Below are 16047 nucleotides of genomic sequence, written 5' to 3' on the forward strand. Positions count from 1 at the left end.
CGGGAAGCCGTGCGTCCGCGGCTCAGCCGAACAGCGTCCAGCCGATGAGCCAGGCGTTCAGGCCGATCACCAGCACCGTGACGACGAGGGCCGCCGCCGTGGTCGACGGCCGGTTCGCCAGCGGGCCCATGACCCTCCGGTCGCGGGTCAGCACGACCAGCGGCACGAGGGCGAACGGGATGCCGAAGGAGAGCACGGCCTGCGACCACACCAGGGCCGCGGTGGCGTCCAGGCCGGCGAACAGGACCACCAGGCTCGGCAGCAGCGTGATCGCACGGCGTGCGGCGAGCGGCACGGAGCGGCCGAGGAAGCCCGACATGATCACCTGGCCGGCGTAGGTGCCGACGGAGGAGGACGCGAGACCGGAGGCGAGCAGTGCGATGGCGAAGGCGAGCGCCGCACCCGGGCCGAGCATGTCGGCCAGGCCGGCGTGCACGTCCTCGATGCTCTGCACCGGACGGTTCGACGAGTGGAAGAGCCGGGCCGCGACGACGAGCATCGCGGCATTGGCGACACCGGCCAGGCCCAGGCCCACGAGCACGTCGCGCCGCATCGCCCGCAGCAGCCGCAGGCGTCCGGGCACCGGCAGGCCCTCGCCCGGGGCGCCGGTGCGCGCGCCGGTCAGACTGGAGTGCAGGTAGATGACGTGCGGCATCACGGTCGCGCCGAGGATCCCTGCGGCCAGCAGCCCGCTCTGCGAGCCGGAGAACGCGGGCACGGCGCCGCCGGCGATCCCCTTCAGGTCGACACCGGCCAGTGCGGCGTCCACCAGGAATCCCGCGATGATCACGGCGAGCAGACCGGCCGTCACGATCTCGAACCGGTTGTGGCCGCGCGACTCGAGACCCAGCAGCGCGAAGGCGACGACGCCGGTGACCAGCCCGCCGATCGGCAGGGGCAGCCCGAACAGCAGATTGAGGGCGATCGCGCCGCCCACCACCTCGGCGAGGTCGGTGGCGACGGCGACCGCTTCGGCCTGGAGCCACAGCAGGAGCACCACCGGCCGGGAGAATCGGCGGCGGCACAGGCGGGGAAGGTCGAGCCCGGTGGCCAGGCCGAGTTTGGCGGACAGCATCTGCACGGGGATGGCCATCAGGTTGGCCGCGACGACGACCCACAGCAGCAGGTAGCCGAACCGGGAGCCCGCCGCGGAGTTGGTGGCGAAGTTCCCCGGATCCACGTAGGCGATGGCCGCCACGAACGCCGGCCCGTACATCCGCGTCCGTCGAAGGGCCGGCCGACGGGGAGGGGCGATGGTCGCCGTCACAGGTGGTTCACCTCGGTAGAAGTGGTGGAAGCCGGGGGAGCGGTGCCGCCGCCGGCCTCCGCGTCGTCAGTTTTCGAGCGCCTCGCCGGCGATCTGCCGGGCGATCTCCAGCGCGGCGGTGGCGCCCGGTGAGGGAGCGTTGAGCACGTGCACCTGGCCGCGGGCCCGGACGTACAGGAAGTCGTCGACGAGGGTGCCGTCCGGGCGCAGGGCCTGTGCGCGCACTCCCGAGCCCGCGGGCACGATGTCCTCGGCTCCCAGCGCGGGCACCAGGCGCGCCAGGCCGGCTGCGAACCGCCGCCTGGACAGCGACCGGGCGACCTCGTCCACCGCGGTGCGCGGGTAGCGCCGGGCCAGCCGCCAGAGCCCCGGGTACAGGGCGATGTCGGCCACGTCCCGGATCCGGACGTCCCGCCGCCGGTAGCCCTCGCGGGCCAGCGCCAGAACGGCGTTGGGGCCCGCGTGGACGGTGCCGTCGAGCATGCGGGTCAGGTGCACGCCGAGGAACGGCAGGGTCGGATCCGGCACCGGGTAGACCAGTGACCGCACCAAGTGCCTGGCCTGGGGCCGCAGTTCGTAGTACTCCCCGCGGAACGGGACGATCCGCGCCGGGGGCCGCAGCCCGGCCAGGCGGGCGATCCGGTCCGCGTGCAGGCCGGCGCAGTTCACCAGCCGGTCGGCGCGGATCACCCCGGCGGGCGTCGCGACCTCGACGGCGTCGCCGTGCCGGCGGATGTCCAGCACCGGGGAGCCCAGGCGCAGATCGGCTCCGGCCGCGGCGAGTTCGCGCACGAGGTGCTCGCAGATCCCGGGGAAGTCGACCGACGCCGTGGAGCCGATGTGCAGCGCCCGCAGGCAGGCCACGTGCGGTTCGTGCTCGCGGGCCTCCGCCGGGCCCATCAAGCGGGCCGGGACACCGTTCGTGCGGGCCCGCTCGGCGAGTTCGAGCAGACCCGGCAGCTGCTCGGGCGCCGTGGCCACGACGAGTTTGCCGCAGACGTCGACGGCGACACCGTGGTCCCGGGCGTAGGCCACGATGGACCGGTTGCCGGCGACGGCCAGCCGCGCCTTCGCCGACCCGGGGCGGTAGTAGACGCCGGCGTGCGCGACCTGGGAGTTGCGGCCGGTCTGATGGGCGGCCCAGCGGTCCTCCTTCTCGCAGAGGGTGACGCGGGATCCGCGGGCGAGCAGTTCGCGTGCGACGGCCAGGCCGATGATTCCGCCTCCGACGACCACCGTGTGCGTTCGCGCACGGTGCAGGCCGGGTGCGGGGGCACGGGTCTCGGCGGTGACGGGCGTGGATGAGTCCATGGTCGGGTTCCGGCTCTGTCTCGGGCTTGGGGGCGGGGATGTCGTCCGTGCTCGTCGCGGGCGTGCCGGGCCGCCGGACGCCGAGGTGCTCCCGTCGGCCTCCCGCGCGGTGGTGGCCGTCCCGCGGCGGGACGGCCACCACCGCTGCCCGACGGCGGGTCAGCGCTCCACGTGGTTGGAGAGCTCCAGCAGGTTGCCGTCCGGGTCGCGGACGTAGACGCTGTTGAGCGGCCCCAGCACGCCCACCCGCTCCACGGGGCCGGACTCGATCACCGCGCCCCGGGCCTCCAGGTGCGCGACGACCTCCTCGATGGGGTCCGACACGATGAAGCACAGGTGCTCGGTGCCCGGTCCGGGATTGGCGGCGTGCGGGGCGATCTCCTTGCCGACCTCATGCAGGTTGATCTTGGTGTCGCCGAACCGCAGGGCTTTGCGGTCGTTGACGAGCATGCTGAAGGTGATGACCTCCATGCCGAGGACACGGCTGTAGAAGTCGACTGTGGCGTCGATGTCGTTGACGGTCAGGACGGTGTGGTCGAGCCGCTCGTACTTCACGCGAAAGCCTCCTGTGGGCGAATGGTCGTGCTGTGGTGAGGTCACATGTCCGCGCGCCGGGCGCGGACGGGCGTGACACCGACGAACCGGGCGATGTCGCCGAGGTCGGCGAGGACGGACTCCAGGACCGGGACGCCCCGGGCGCGGCGGGTCGCGGTGAGCAGGCCGCGCCGGTCGCCGGGGACGCGGACCGGTGTGCCGGCGTCGACCGGGTCGGCGCCCCGGACTTCGTGGGCCAGCTGTTCGACCCCGGCGCGGATGGACCCGGGGTCGCCGAGGGCCTCCAGGTCGAGGCAGAACACGAAGTGGCCGAGCCCGCCCTCGCCGTTCCGGTAGGTGTGCCGGCTCCACTGGGCGCCGGCCAGCGGCCCGCACAGCAGCTCGATGAACAGGGACAGCGCCGAGCCCTTGTGCCCGCCGTGGTCCTTGTCGCCGCCGCCGAGCGGCAGCAGCGCGAAGCCCTTCCGGTGGATCAGGCCCTCCACGGTGGCGGGGATGTCGGTGGTGGCCGAGCCGTCCGGGCCCAGCGCCCAGCCGGGCAGCATCGGCTCACCGAGGCGGTCCAACTGCTCCAGCTTGCCGCGGGAGACCGTGCTGGTGGCGCCGTCGAAGCACAGGACGCCCTCGCCCGCGGGCACGGCGTAGCAGAACGGGTTGGTGCCGAACATGGGCTCGTTGGTGCCCATCGGCGCCACCTGGGGAACCGCGTTGGTGGAAACCATGGCGAACATCCCCGCGCGGGCCGCCCGTTCGGCGAACCAGCCGGCGATGCCCATGTGGTTGGAGCGCCGGACCATCACCGCCGAGCTGCCGAACCGGCGCGCACGGGTGACGGCCAGGTCGACGGCGGTGCGCAGGGCCGGCTGCCCCAGGCCGTTCCGCGCGTCCAGGACGGCCACGCTGCCCCGGTCGGACACGATCTCCGGCAGCCCGTGCGGGTTGATGGCACCGCTGCGCAGCCCCTCGACGTAGCGGCGCAGGCGGGCCAGCCCGTGGCTCTCGACGCCGCCCAGGTCGGCGGCGACGAGCACCTCCGCGGTCACGGTCGCCTCGTCGAGCGAGGCGCCCGCCGCCCGCAGCGCGTCGACGGTGAACCTCGTCAGCTCGGCGGCGTCGACGAGCCGCCACCCCTGGTCGCCGTCGGCGCCCGTCACGGTGCACCTCCTGTCCGGCCCGGCGGAATCCGGCCGCCGGGCCGCGGCGCGGCGAACACCTCAGCCGTCCACAGGTTCGGACTCGACGGTGACGGCCCGGCGGACCCGCGCCTCCTCGGCGTCGATGTCGCCGTCGATCGGTACGTCGAAGATGGCCGTGACCGCCCGGTTCGAGGACTCGGTGAGCCGTTCCAGCACGAAACCGCGCGGCTTGATCACGAACAGCTCGTGCACCGTGGCCGGGGCGTCCGCGTCGACGGCGGCCAGCTCCGGCCAGATTCCCGTGGTGTCGGCCAGCCACCGGGGGGTGATCCCGTCGAGGCCCTCCGCCCTGACGTCGCGCAGGACCCCGGGCGTGTGCTCGAAGTAGACCTGCCGGCCGCGGCGCCGGAACACGGCCGGGTACTCGGCCGGCCGGCCCAGGGCGATGTCGATGAGCACCGGCTCGATGGGCCTGCCGGTCGACAGGTGGTACAGGTGCAGGCACCCGTCGCCCGGGGCCCGCGCCGCGATCTCCATCAGGACCACGCGCCCGTCGTCGGTGATGCGGTACTCCGCGTGCGCGTAGCCGTTCTCGAACCCGAGGCGCTCCACCACGCCCAGCTGGGCCGCGGTGATCAGCGCGGTCTCGTGCTCGTCCAGGTTGGCGGGCGGCGTCGTGTGCACCAGCTCGACGAAGAACTCGGTCGAGTCCTCGTTGGTGCCCTTCTGCGTGAGCAGAGTGACGATCGGCTTCCCGTCGCCGACCAGCGTGTCGACGTTGAACTCGCGTCCCTGGACGCGTTCTTCGACCAGCAGGCGGCTACCGGGCTGCTGGCCGGCGACGGCGTCGGCCAGCGCCGGGGCGTCCTCGACGACCCGCACCCCGATGCTGGACTCGCGGTCGAGCGGTTTGATCGCCGCCGGGAACGGACCCGGGTACTCCGCGGCCAGTTTCTCCGCCTGCGACCGCCCCTCCACACCGTCCGCGGGGACGGTGACCAGCACCGAGACGGGGCTCCACCGGCGCAGGTAGCGGCGCTGAAGGAGCTTGTTGCGGCACACCGTCGAGGCCCGCCAGCCGGGGTTCGGCAGGCCGAGCATGTCGGCGACCACCTGCCCGGCGTCCACGTAGACCTCGGCGTTGACGAGAACGCCCTGCACGTCGTACTGCTGGGCCCAACGTGACGCCTGGTCGGCGATGCCGCTGATGTCGGTGGCGTCACGCAGACTGACCTCGGCGAGATCGGCGAACGGGTGACCGGGTGTGCCGAGGAGCTCGATGCCCTTCTGCACCATGACCGAACCCTGCTTCTGGGAGACGGCCAGGACCGCCAGACCGCGCCTGCGCAGTTCGATCAGCGAAGGGCCGATCTTGGACAGGTCGCTGAAGATGATGAACGCCGGTTGTGCGACTGCACCCACGGAAAATACACGTACCTCTCGTTGTGTGATCGCTGACAGGTGATGCGGCGTCAGCCGAGCTGGACGGCGTCGGCCGCCGCGTTGAACAGCGCCAGCGCCTCGGCGAGTTCGTCCTCCGAGGTGGTGACCGGCGGCATGATCTTGAGCATGGCGCCGCCGAGCGTGGACGGGACGCACACGAGCAGGCCGCGCTCGATGCACGCGGCGGCCAGCCGCTTGGACGTCGCGGGATCGAGCGTCCCGTCCTCGGCGGTGCAGGCGACACCGGCGACCAGGCCCATCGCCCCGACGACCCGGCGCCGACTGGGCAGCCGGGCCGCCCAGTCGGCCAACCCGTCGGCGAGCTGCCGGCCGCGCCGGGCGGCCTCGGTCACGATCCGCCCGTCCGCGTAGAGGGCCAGGTTGGCCTCGGCGGCCGCGAGCGAGACCGGATTGCCGCTGTGCGTGCTGGTCAGCTCTCCCGGGCGCACGTCCGCGGCGAAGCGCTCGTCGCCGATGAGCACCGCCGAGATCGGCAGCGAGCCGGACAGCCCCTTGGCCACCAGCAGGAGATCGGGACGGACACCGACGTGCTCATGGGCGAAGAGCGCCCCCGTACGGCCGAAACCCGACTGGATCTCGTCGAAGATCAGGAGGGCGTCGTACCGGGTGCACCATGCGCGAAGCGCCCGGGCGGCCTCCGGAGCGATCTGGAGCAGGGTGGATCCCTGGTAGATCTCGCCCATCACGCAGATCACGTCCTCGGGCTGCGCCCCGACCTTGCGCACCGCGGCCTCGATCACCTCCGTGCTCCACGTCTCGCCGCGGGCCGGGAAGGGGACGTGCACGAACGCCTCGTCCAGCTCCGGCGCCCAGTCGCGCTGCGCCGGCAGCCCCCCGGACAGCTGGGCCCCCAGGGTCCGGCCGTGGAAGGAGCCGTCGAAGGTGACGACGACGGACCGGCGGCCGCCCCGCGCCCGTTCGGCGCGGCGCGCCATCGCGTAGCGGCTGGCGATCTTCAGCGCGCCTTCGACCGCCTCGGCGCCGGTGGTGTACAGCACCGACTGCGGGAATCCGGAGAGCTCCGACAGCGCGCGGACCGTCCGGGCCCGTACCCGGGTCGGGAACATGTACGCGTGGAGCAGGCCCCGCCCGACCTGCTCGGTGATCGCGTCGACGACCTCGGGGCGCGCGTGCCCGGCGTTCGCCGTGAGGATCCCACTGGTCCAGTCGAGCCACGAGCGGCCCTCCTGGTTGAAGACGCGGCTGCCGCTGGCGCGTTCCCACACCACCGGGTGCTGGGTGTGCATGGTCGCCGGCTCGTGACGCCGAAGCGTGTCGATCACCCAGGCGTCGTCCTCCAGCGGGGGGAGGGCGTCGTCGGCGCGAACGGTGAGGGTCGGACCTTCGTCGATGCGCGTCATGTCAGCGGACCGTCCAGGCGGTGCCGCTGGTGTCCGAGGCGGTCACCGCGACGGCCACCAGCTGCTCCTCGCCGGTGTTGACCAGCCCGTAGAACAGGCCGGCCGGCGCCATGCACACCATGCCCGCCTCGACCGGCGAGCGGCTCGGCTCGGGCAGCGGCCGCTTCGGCGGCGCGTCCAGCGGGTAGTGCGCGGACGGCACGTAGGCGCCCGCCGCCTCGGGCTCCTGCCCGTCGAAGACCTGGAACTCCCCGCGGCCCTGGACGATCAGGAACATGCCGTCGGCCTGGGGGTGCATGCGCGCGGAGATGTCCTGACCGGGGCTCAGCCGCCAGGCGGACGCCTGCAGGTGTGCGCTCGCCCACAGGCCCAGCTTGCGCGGCACCGCGTCGAATACGGGCTCCGTCGGTACGGCAACAGCACGAAGAACCATTGACTTCCCTTTCTCGCAGTGGGACTTCCCGATGTGGTTGCGGTGCGGGAGGAGCTCTTCCGAGGGGGGATTCGGAAGAGCTCCTCCGGTCATGCCTCGAGGAACTGCATCTGCATGATCTGGGTGAAGTACTTGCCGCTGGGGCGGATGGCGACGCCGCCGGTCACCACCCGGATGCGCCGGGTCGCCACCGGTTCGAGGTCGGCCTCGAACCACTCGCCGGCCTCGACGTCGATGTTCTCCGCGACGAGGACCGTCTTCTCGCCGCCCTCCTCGGGGTGGGCGACGACCCGGATCGAGACCGGGAAGCCGGTCTTGATCACCGGGACGGGGCGGCGCTGGAGGCGGATCCGCAGCGGCGCGTGCACGCCTCCGAGGTCGATGTCGAGGTGCTCGGGCTGGGAGGCGTTGCGGCTCTGCGAGCCCCAGCCGGTGTGCGAGCTCCCGTCGAAGAGGAACTGCTCGTTCCAGAAGTCGTACCGGTGGCAGCCGGACGAGTCGGTGACGCGGCAGCCTGTGATGAGGCGGAGCTGGTTCTCGGTCATGACGATCCTTCTCTCTCCAGTCGGGTCCGGAACTACAGGCGTGAACCACTCAGTGCGTCGAGGGCGTTCGGCACGCCGGCCAGGTCGTCGAGGACGATGTCCGCCTCGGTCCGGGCCTGCTCGGTGTGCCTCAGGCGCCGGTCGAGGAGGACGGTCGCCATGCCGACGCCGCGGGCCCCCGCCAGCTCGTGGTGCTGGCCGTCGCCGACGAAGGCGCAGTCCTGGCCCGAGACCCCGAGCTGATCGGTGGCGTGCCGGTAGATCTCCGGCTGCGGCTTGAGGACCTTGACCTGGTGGGAGAAGACGACGACGTCGAAGTGCTCCCGCAGGCCCAGCCGGTCGAAGATCCATTCGGCGTGGTCGGAGGCGTTCGACACCAGCGCCAGGGCCACGCCCTGCCCGCGCAGGTGTTTCAGCAGCGGCACGGCCTGCGGATCGGTCTCGAAGCTCGCCGCCATGCCGGGGAAGTGCCGGGTGACGGCGGCGCGGGTCGCCTCCTGGGAGCACTGCACGCCGGTGGCCTTGGCGGCCAGCGAGATGCGCTCCACGATGCCGGGGACGATTCCCGCCATGGTCTCGTCGTGCAGATCGTCGTAGGCCTTCTTCCAGGCTTCGAGATCCAGGCCGAGATCGTTGGCGACGTTGCGGAAGAACGGATTTCCCGGCTTCCGGTGGACCAGCGTCGAGAACAGGTCGAAGCAGACCCCTTGGAACGCGTGAATTGTCCTCATCCCTTCTGCTGAGGCCGGACCGTGGCAGCGGCCCGACCGACGGTCGTGCGGCCGGTGGAACGTCATACGTGCTGGAGGACGGCGCCGAGGTCCGAGGACTCCTCGGGCCGGCCGAGCGGGCGCCGGCGCTGCTCGAAGAACAGGCTCCGCCTGACCCAGTTGAGGCCCATGCGTTCGAAGATCACTTCGTGGTCGGTCTCGACCCGCGCGCCGTTGGCGTGGATCTCGCGGATGACGATCTCGGCGAGCTCGCAGTTGTCGGCCAGGCGGAGGTGGCCGCGGCCGCCCTCGTCCACGGTGACCGCGTACGGCGTGTCCTCCATGCCGAACCGGATCACGTCCACGCCGCTGTCGGGCTGGGCCGCGTAGGCGGCCAGCCGCTCCAGGGCGGAGACGGCCCGGCCCCGCCGCGTTCCCACGTCCAGCGGCGCGACGTGCCCGGCGGCGTGCTCGGGCAGCACCGCGGCGCCCACCGAGACGGTCACGTGACGCCGCTTCACCTTCGGGTCGGCGAGGTCGTACTCCAGCCTCCGCGCGGCATCCACCACCTGCTTGAACTCCGCGTAGCTCCGCGGGAAGGGCAGGCGCGGCGAGAACCCGAACAGCAGGGTGATGTTCAACTGGCCGCTGCCGCCGAGCCGGATCTGCGGGTGCTCGACCGCGTACCGGGTCATCGCGTAGCTGCGCGGGAACTGGACCCACTCCACCTCGTGGAAGAGACCGAGCCGCTGCCGGGCCTGCACGGCGCTGCGGTAGACCTCGAACTGGATGAGCGGGGAGGTCCTCCCGTAGTCCGCCCCGTTGGTCGTCGAGTACGTCTCCAGGCTGGTCCTGGTGAGGCGGTCGGACGGCCGGTAGTCCTCGACGATCTCGAGGAACCGCTCACTGTCGACGAGGTCCGGGCCCATCTCGCCGAACCGGCGCTCCGCCTCGCACATCAGCTGCAGTTCGACGGCGGCCTGGACGGTGACGAAGTGCGCTCCGCCCAGGTGCAGCGGAAGGCTGCTCTGGCTGATGCGCTCCCACTCGCCGAAGCGCTGGATGCTCTCCCGCACCTCGGGGCCGTTCCGGCTGGCCCCGAAACTGATGAGCATCTCCTTGCAGCGGTGCTGGAGGGAGCGGCTGATCTCCTGATAGATGTCATTGCTGGTGGACTGCTCGTGCGTCCGCGGGTTCCTGGCGTGGTAGTGGTAGTAGCGGCATCCCATGCCGCTGAGAGCCTCCGCCTCGGCGATCAGGGCCAGCGGCGAGTTCTTGATGGTCGCGCCCGTGCTGATCTGGTCGAGAAGCACATCGCCGGTCGCGCGATGGTTTCCCGGAGTGAATTTCGCACCGGTCGATGCGCAGCCGAGTACGAGGCTTTTTTCGCCTGTTGCGCCTTCCATTTTTCCCCAAACAGTGATGTTCGTCGGCCGGGAGGGTTCCCGTCGGCCACGGAGACCGGCCCGGCATCATCGGCATGCATGGAACCCGGCGGATCAGCCCTCGCCGTCGGGGCGGCGGACCACCGTTCCGTCGGCGGCCCAGCCCTGCAGTTCCGGGGCGGCCAGCGCGGTGTCCACCGACGCCGACACCTCCTCGGTCGAGGGCGTCCCGGGCACCTCGAACGCGAGCGTGGCCGATGTGGGGGTGCTCGACAGCAGGGTCGCGCCCCAGGCGGCGGGCAGGCGGGCGATCAGCCGCACTGCCGCAGTCTCGGGAGCGGCGCCGGCGGCTCCGGTGATCCGCAGCTGAAACGTGCGCATGATGGGTTCCTCGATTCAGGTCTCTGGCGGCGGCTCAGCCCCAGTCGTGGACACCAGGGTCGGCGGTTGCGGCCGGCGTGGTCTGAGCGACGTCAGGGGCGTCGGCGTTGGCCGGGGCGCTGCCGAGGCAGGCGAAGGCCGCGACCGACACGGCGGAAATGAAAGCAAAGAGGGCTGCTTTCGCCACGGGTTTCACACGAAATGCCGTCTGCATTGGATCCCCAATATCTGCAGGTTTTTTCCGCACTCGATTCCTGTTGCGTCAACAACTCTGCATCCGGAATGGTCTGCGGTCGATCGGCCGGGCTGCTCATCTTCCTGCAACCCCGCGGTGCCGCTTGCTGCACCCAAGTGGCCGATCTGATGATTTATGCGGGAATTTGCTGCCGGATGCCGTCGATTCGGGCGCAAGGTGCGCAAGGTGCCAGGGCGGCGAAAGCGCACTTTCGGGAAGGGCGGCGCTCGTAAAATGGTGCGCAGTGGTTCGAGATCAACGGGCATGGCAGTCGGCACGCGGCTACGAGGAGGATCAGTGACCCACGCGGACCTGCGGTTCCTGGGCGTCGACCCCGATGACGAGGAGATCTATCGACTCCTGCTGCGCAGAGGCGGCTTCAGCCAGTCGGAACTCGCACGCCAGCTGGCCCAGGACGCGCGGGGCGGAGAAACGGAACAGGACCCGCAGGCCGTGCACCACCGCCTGACCGGGCTGGGGCTGGTCACCGAGAGCCTCGACGGGATCCTGGTTCCCGTCTCGCCGGCCAAGGCCGTCGAAGGACTCGTGGAACACGCGGTGGGCCGGCTCCGGCACGAGCTCGAACAGGAGGTCGTCGGCAGCGGAATCGTGGACGCGCTGCTCGCCGAACAGGAGAAGTCGCTGGACGGCGGGACCCAGATCCTCGACCTCAACGCCACCACCCAGCACATCGAGGGCATGGTCTCCGTGCGCGCCGCCATCGACGAACTCACCTTCTTCGCCCGGACCGAGAGCCTCACCACCAGCCCGAGCGGAGTCCTCAGCCCGGAGAGCATCAGCCACGCGCGGGTCCTGGACAGCCGCATCCTCCGTCGCAACGTGCACATGCGGACCCTCATGGCCTCGTCCGCGCTCGAAGACCCGAGCACCATGAACTACCTGCGGGAACTCGTCTCGAAAGGCGCGCACATCCGGATCTCCTACCAGCCCCTGGAGCGTCTCATCATCTGCGACCGGTCGGCCGCGCTCACGCCGATCGACCCCACGAACACCTCCCGGGGTGCGATCCTCACCCGTGACCCGGGCCTGGTCGCCGCCCTCGTGGCACTCTTCGAACGCATGTGGCAGACGGCCCACGACCTGCCCCCGGCCGTGGACGGCGAGGCCGCGGACCCCGACCTCGCCAACGACTTCCAGCGGCGGCTCCTGCACTCCCTCAGCACCGCGCAGAAGGACGAGATAGGAGCGCGGGAACTCGGCATCGCCGTCCGCACCTATCGAAAACACGTGGCGTCGATCATGCGGGCCCTGGGCGCGTCCAACCGCTTCCAGGCCGCGCTGCTGGCCCGTGAACGAGGCTGGATCTAGAGCCTGTGTTCCAACCTGCGCCGTGGGGCGGGCGCCGATCTGCTCGCAGGCCGGGAGATCGGCCCGGCGGTCGCAGGGGTGCATTGTGCACGGGACTGCCGCCCTTCCCCTTCAGTGCGCTCGGATACCGCGGTGCACAATTCCACCGCCGACAGCAGCAGGCGCTGCGGAAATGGTTCCCGGATTCCGGTCGGGGCGATTCGGAGTGGATTTCTCGCCACCACTGTGCCCCGCCGGAATCCCAGCGGCCCCACCAGTGGCCGCCCGGCCCGCCCGGTGCCGGCCGTGCGGCGGAGCCGGCTCCGGTCCAGCGTGCGGGCGTGTCCGGCGCGGGGCGGCCGTGGAACGGGGTGCTGTGCTGCGCGGTCCCGGCTGCCCGGTCCGAGCGGGCCGATTTCCGTTCGACGCGCGATCCGGGAATCACGCCGGGCGTACGCCCCCTTTCGGGTCGGAGGTGTCCGACGATGACCGAAATACGGACGGTTCGGAGGAGGACGGTGCGGGCTACAGTGAACCCCTTGCAGACCAGGCCGGTGACAGTCGCCTGGTAGCGGTAGGCCCATCGGCCCTCGAGGAGACGCCGTGCGAGCTCTGGTTTATCTCGGTTCCGGTTCCCATTCCGATTCCGGTCCGCATCCCGTCGAGTTACGGGACCATCCGCGTCCGGAGGCGTCCGGACGCGACGACGTCCTGGTAAGGGTCGTGGGAACGGGGATCTGCGGTACCGACCGCAAGATCCTGCTGGGCCGCTTCCCGGCCCGGCCCGGCGTGGTCCTCGGGCACGAGTCGGTCGGGGTGGTGGAGACGGTCGGAGCGGACGTGACGTCCGTCCGCCCCGGCGACCGGGTCGTGGTCAACCCGACGCTGTACTGCGGCAGTTGCCCGCCCTGCCGGCGGGGCGCGACCAACCACTGCCGGAACAAGCGGGGCACCGAGGTCGGTGTCGACCGCGACGGCACGTACGCCGACCACGTGGTGCTGCCGGAACGATTCACCGAGCGGCTGCCGGGCGCCCTCGCGTTCCGGCGCGCCGTGCTGGTGGAACCGCTGGCCTGCGTCCTGAACAACGTGCTCGCCGCGGACGTGGGCTACGGCGAGACCGTCGCCGTGCTGGGCGCGGGACCGATCGGCCTGCTCACCGCCCTGGTCGCCGCGCGCCGGGCGCGCCGGGTGGTGCTCGCCGAGTCGGACCCGTACCGGCTGGCCGTCGCCGGATCGCTGGTCGACCGGACCGTCGACGCGGGCGGGCCGAACCCGCTCGAAGCGGTGGCCAAGGCCGGGGACGGACGCCGGCCCGACGTCGTGTTCGACACCACCGGGGTCGCCGTCGAGCACGCGCTGCAACTGGTGGCCGACGGCGGCCGGGTCGTCGCCATGGGATTCGACGACGGCTACCGGCCCCGGATCAGCCCGCTGTACCTGACCAACCACGGCGTCAGCCTGATCGGGGCCGGCGACTACCGGGCCGACACCTTCCCGATCGCGGTCGACCTGATCGGCGACCTGCCGTTGGAGACGCTGGTCACCCACGAGTTCCCGCTCGACCGCCACCGGGACGCCTTCGCGCTGCTCTCCGCCGGCGCGGACGGCCACGGCACCGGCCGGGGTACCGGCACCGGCACCGGCCACGGCACCGGCTACGGTGCGATGAAGGTCGTCATCCGCTCCGACTCCGGCCCGGTGGGCCCGGACGGCTGGCCGGAGGTCGCCGGATGAGCCCGCGTCACGCGCTGTACGGCTCGGTCGAGTCCGGCGGCACCAAAGTGGTCTGCCTGGTGGGCACTTCGCCCGACAACGTGGTGGCCCAGGCCAGGTTCCCCACCGGGGCGCCCGGTGAGACCCTGGCGCGCGTCGTCGACTTCTTCGGCCGGGCGACGCAGCAGTACGGACGGCTGGCCGCCATCGGCGTCGCCTCGTTCGGCCCGCTGGAGCTGCGCCCGAACCTCCCGAAGTACGGGTTCACCACCGACACGCCGAAACCGGGCTGGGTCGACGTCGACGTGATCGGCCCGCTGGCACGGGAGTTGGACGTGCCGATCGGCATCGACACGGACGTCAACGGCGCCGCCCTCGGCGAGGGGCAGTGGGGTGCCGCGCGCGGGCTCGACACCTACGTGTACCTCACCGTCGGGACGGGCATCGGCGGCGGCGCGATCGTCGGCGGACGGACCGTCAGGGGACTGGTCCACACCGAGATGGGGCACGTGGCCGTGGGCCGGCGGCCGGGCGACGACTTCCCGGGCAACTGCCCCTTCCACGGCGACTGCCTGGAAGGCATGGCCGGAGGAACCGCCGTCGCGGACCGGTGGGGGCGGCCCGCGGAGCAGCTGACCGGGGACGAGCTGCACCGGGCGGTCGAGCTCGAAGCCGGCTACCTGGCCGAGGGGCTGCGCAGCATCGTCTACTGCACCGCCCCCGAGCGGATCGTGATCGGCGGCGGCATGTCGGTGCTCCCCGGGCTGCTTCCCGCCGTGCGGGCGGAACTGCTCAAACAGCTCGGCGGATACCCGGGGCTGCCCGAACAGGCCGCCGACGACTTCGTCGTCCCGGCCGAGCTCGGCGCGATGGCCGGCCCGGCCGGCGGACTCGTCCTGGCGTTCCGGGCCGAGGCGCAGCACGACCTCCGCTGAGCGCGGCGCGCACGGCCCGGGCCCTCTCGTCCGGATCTTGTCGGATCGGCGTGCGGGGTCGGGCGCCCGGGCCCGGGAGGTCGCGGTGTGGCGCGCCCGGCCGCGGGCGGAGGACAGGAAGGATGAACGAGTGACGACGACCGGCCCCATCGAGCTCGACGCCGGCACGCGCGCCTGGCTGCACGACGAGGCCCTGCCCGGGGAACGCGTCCGACGCGCCGGCCGGCTCCTCGGCGGCTGCAACAACGAGCTGATCCTGCTGGTGACCGAGATGGACGGGCACTACGTCCTGCGCCGCTTCCGGCCCGGCGGGGAGAGCGGGGTCCGGCGCAACACCTGCGAGGTCGAGGCCGCGCTGCTGCGGCGCCTGCACGGGCGGCTCCCCTCGCCGGAGCTGGTGGCGGCCGACCCGGACGGCGCGGCCACGGGGTGTCCGTCGCTGGTCTACCGCTTCGTCCGGGGTGTTCCGCTGACCGAGGCGCTGACCGGCGTCCCGGGAGCAGCAGCCGCCGCCCTGGGCCGGGAGGTCGGCACGACCCTGGCCCGCATCTCCGCCTGGGACCTGCCCGGGCCCGGCCGGTTCGAGGGGGAGTCGCTCGCTCCCGGGGGACCGGACGGGGAGGACGACGTGCGCGGATTCGTGGAGCGCTGCCTGGCGGCCGAGGAGCGCCGGCCGCCACCCGCCGGCGGCGCGGCGCCCGCGCTCGGCGCCCCGGACATCCGGACGCTGCGACTGCTGGCCGAGCGCGCGGCCCCGTTCTGCGCCGCTGCCGCCACCGACCACCGGCTCGTCCACAACGACTTCAACCCCAAGAACCTGCTGGTCCGGCCGGGCCGGGACGGGCGCTGGGAGGTCGCCGCGGTGCTCGACTGGGAGCTGGCTTTCAGCGGCCCGCCGCTGATGGACGTCGGCAACATGCTGCGCTTCGAGGACGACTACCCGCCGGGCTACTCCCGGGCGTTCCTGGACGGGTACCGGGACGGCGGCGGGCAGTTGCCCGACGGCTGGCGCCGCACCAGCGAGGCCCTGGACCTGTTCGCCCTCGCCGACATCCTGACCGATCCGCCGGACCGGCGGGTGTTCGACCGGGTCCGCGCCGTCATGCTGCGGCGCGCGGAGAACTTCCTTCCCCGCGCGGTCCCGCGCTGATTCCCGGCCCGTCCGCATTATTGACACGGCCATCCCCGGGAGACAGTCTGAACGACAGGAAATTCGTGGTGCCGAATTTCGGCGGGCTTTCCGCCGGGCTGATTCGGTCGGTTTCTTCGGCCGGTTTCTTCTGCGGTCGGTGCAGAACCGGCCCG

At 72.0% G+C, this 16047-nt stretch carries 15 protein-coding genes; 4 read left to right on the forward strand and 11 right to left on the reverse strand.

Annotated elements, in window-relative coordinates:
• Positions 1-22: 22 nt before the first annotated feature.
• The 11 genes from ACIQF6_RS23995 to ACIQF6_RS24045 all read right to left on the reverse strand — a co-directional run bounded on the left by ACIQF6_RS23995 (position 23) and on the right by ACIQF6_RS24045 (position 10548).
• Positions 23-1216, reverse strand: coding sequence for an Nramp family divalent metal transporter (locus tag ACIQF6_RS23995; protein WP_400898251.1), 1194 nt, complete (start codon positions 1214-1216; stop codon positions 23-25).
• Between the two features lie 117 nt (positions 1217-1333).
• The gene (gene lhgO, locus ACIQF6_RS24000; RefSeq protein WP_400898252.1) at positions 1334-2578 is read right to left on the reverse strand and encodes an L-2-hydroxyglutarate oxidase; all 1245 of its coding nucleotides are present in this window, start codon (positions 2576-2578) and stop codon (positions 1334-1336) included.
• Positions 2579-2737: 159 nt separating this feature from the next.
• Positions 2738-3133, reverse strand: a complete 396-nt coding sequence (locus ACIQF6_RS24005; protein ID WP_400898254.1) for a VOC family protein — start codon at positions 3131-3133, stop codon at positions 2738-2740.
• Positions 3134-3174: 41 nt separating this feature from the next.
• A complete protein-coding gene (locus ACIQF6_RS24010; RefSeq protein WP_400898256.1) occupies positions 3175-4287 on the reverse strand; it encodes an Ldh family oxidoreductase in 1113 nt (370 codons plus the stop codon).
• Positions 4288-4347: 60 nt separating this feature from the next.
• Positions 4348-5691, reverse strand: a complete 1344-nt coding sequence (locus ACIQF6_RS24015) for an acetyl-CoA carboxylase biotin carboxylase subunit family protein (RefSeq protein WP_400898258.1) — start codon at positions 5689-5691, stop codon at positions 4348-4350.
• Between the two features lie 50 nt (positions 5692-5741).
• Positions 5742-7094, reverse strand: a complete 1353-nt coding sequence (locus ACIQF6_RS24020) for an aminotransferase class III-fold pyridoxal phosphate-dependent enzyme (RefSeq protein WP_400898260.1) — start codon at positions 7092-7094, stop codon at positions 5742-5744.
• A gap of 1 nt (position 7095) precedes the next feature.
• A complete protein-coding gene (locus tag ACIQF6_RS24025) occupies positions 7096-7527 on the reverse strand; it encodes a cupin domain-containing protein (RefSeq protein WP_400898262.1) in 432 nt (143 codons plus the stop codon).
• 89 nt (positions 7528-7616) lie between these two features.
• Positions 7617-8072 (reverse strand): hypothetical protein, encoded by a 456-nt coding sequence (locus ACIQF6_RS24030; RefSeq protein WP_400898264.1) that lies wholly within the window; start codon positions 8070-8072, stop codon positions 7617-7619.
• Positions 8073-8104: 32 nt separating this feature from the next.
• Positions 8105-8803, reverse strand: a complete 699-nt coding sequence (locus tag ACIQF6_RS24035; protein ID WP_400898266.1) for an HAD family hydrolase — start codon at positions 8801-8803, stop codon at positions 8105-8107.
• 62 nt (positions 8804-8865) lie between these two features.
• The gene (locus ACIQF6_RS24040) at positions 8866-10095 is read right to left on the reverse strand and encodes a hypothetical protein (protein ID WP_400898268.1); all 1230 of its coding nucleotides are present in this window, start codon (positions 10093-10095) and stop codon (positions 8866-8868) included.
• A gap of 186 nt (positions 10096-10281) precedes the next feature.
• A complete protein-coding gene (locus tag ACIQF6_RS24045; RefSeq protein ID WP_400898270.1) occupies positions 10282-10548 on the reverse strand; it encodes a hypothetical protein in 267 nt (88 codons plus the stop codon).
• A 532-nt stretch (positions 10549-11080) separates the two neighbouring features.
• Here ACIQF6_RS24045 and ACIQF6_RS24050 point away from each other — a divergent pair.
• From ACIQF6_RS24050 to ACIQF6_RS24065, 4 genes are all read left to right on the forward strand, one after another.
• Complete coding sequence (locus ACIQF6_RS24050) at positions 11081-12112, forward strand: helix-turn-helix transcriptional regulator (protein WP_400898272.1); 1032 nt, start codon at positions 11081-11083, stop codon at positions 12110-12112.
• Between the two features lie 582 nt (positions 12113-12694).
• Positions 12695-13828, forward strand: coding sequence for a zinc-binding dehydrogenase (locus ACIQF6_RS24055; RefSeq protein WP_400898274.1), 1134 nt, complete (start codon positions 12695-12697; stop codon positions 13826-13828).
• Positions 13825-14742 carry an ROK family protein gene (locus tag ACIQF6_RS24060; RefSeq protein WP_400898276.1) on the forward strand — a complete coding sequence of 306 codons (918 nt, stop codon included), beginning with the start codon at positions 13825-13827 and terminating at the stop codon, positions 14740-14742. The genes ACIQF6_RS24055 and ACIQF6_RS24060 overlap by 4 nt, the downstream gene beginning before the upstream one ends.
• 130 nt (positions 14743-14872) lie before the next feature.
• Positions 14873-15892: a phosphotransferase family protein gene (locus ACIQF6_RS24065; RefSeq protein WP_400898278.1), complete on the forward strand. Its 1020-nt coding sequence runs from the start codon at positions 14873-14875 to the stop codon at positions 15890-15892.
• The last annotated feature ends 155 nt before the right edge of the window (positions 15893-16047 follow it).

This window comes from Kitasatospora sp. NPDC092948, from assembly GCF_044754805.1.
Lineage (GTDB): Bacteria > Actinomycetota > Actinomycetes > Streptomycetales > Streptomycetaceae > Kitasatospora.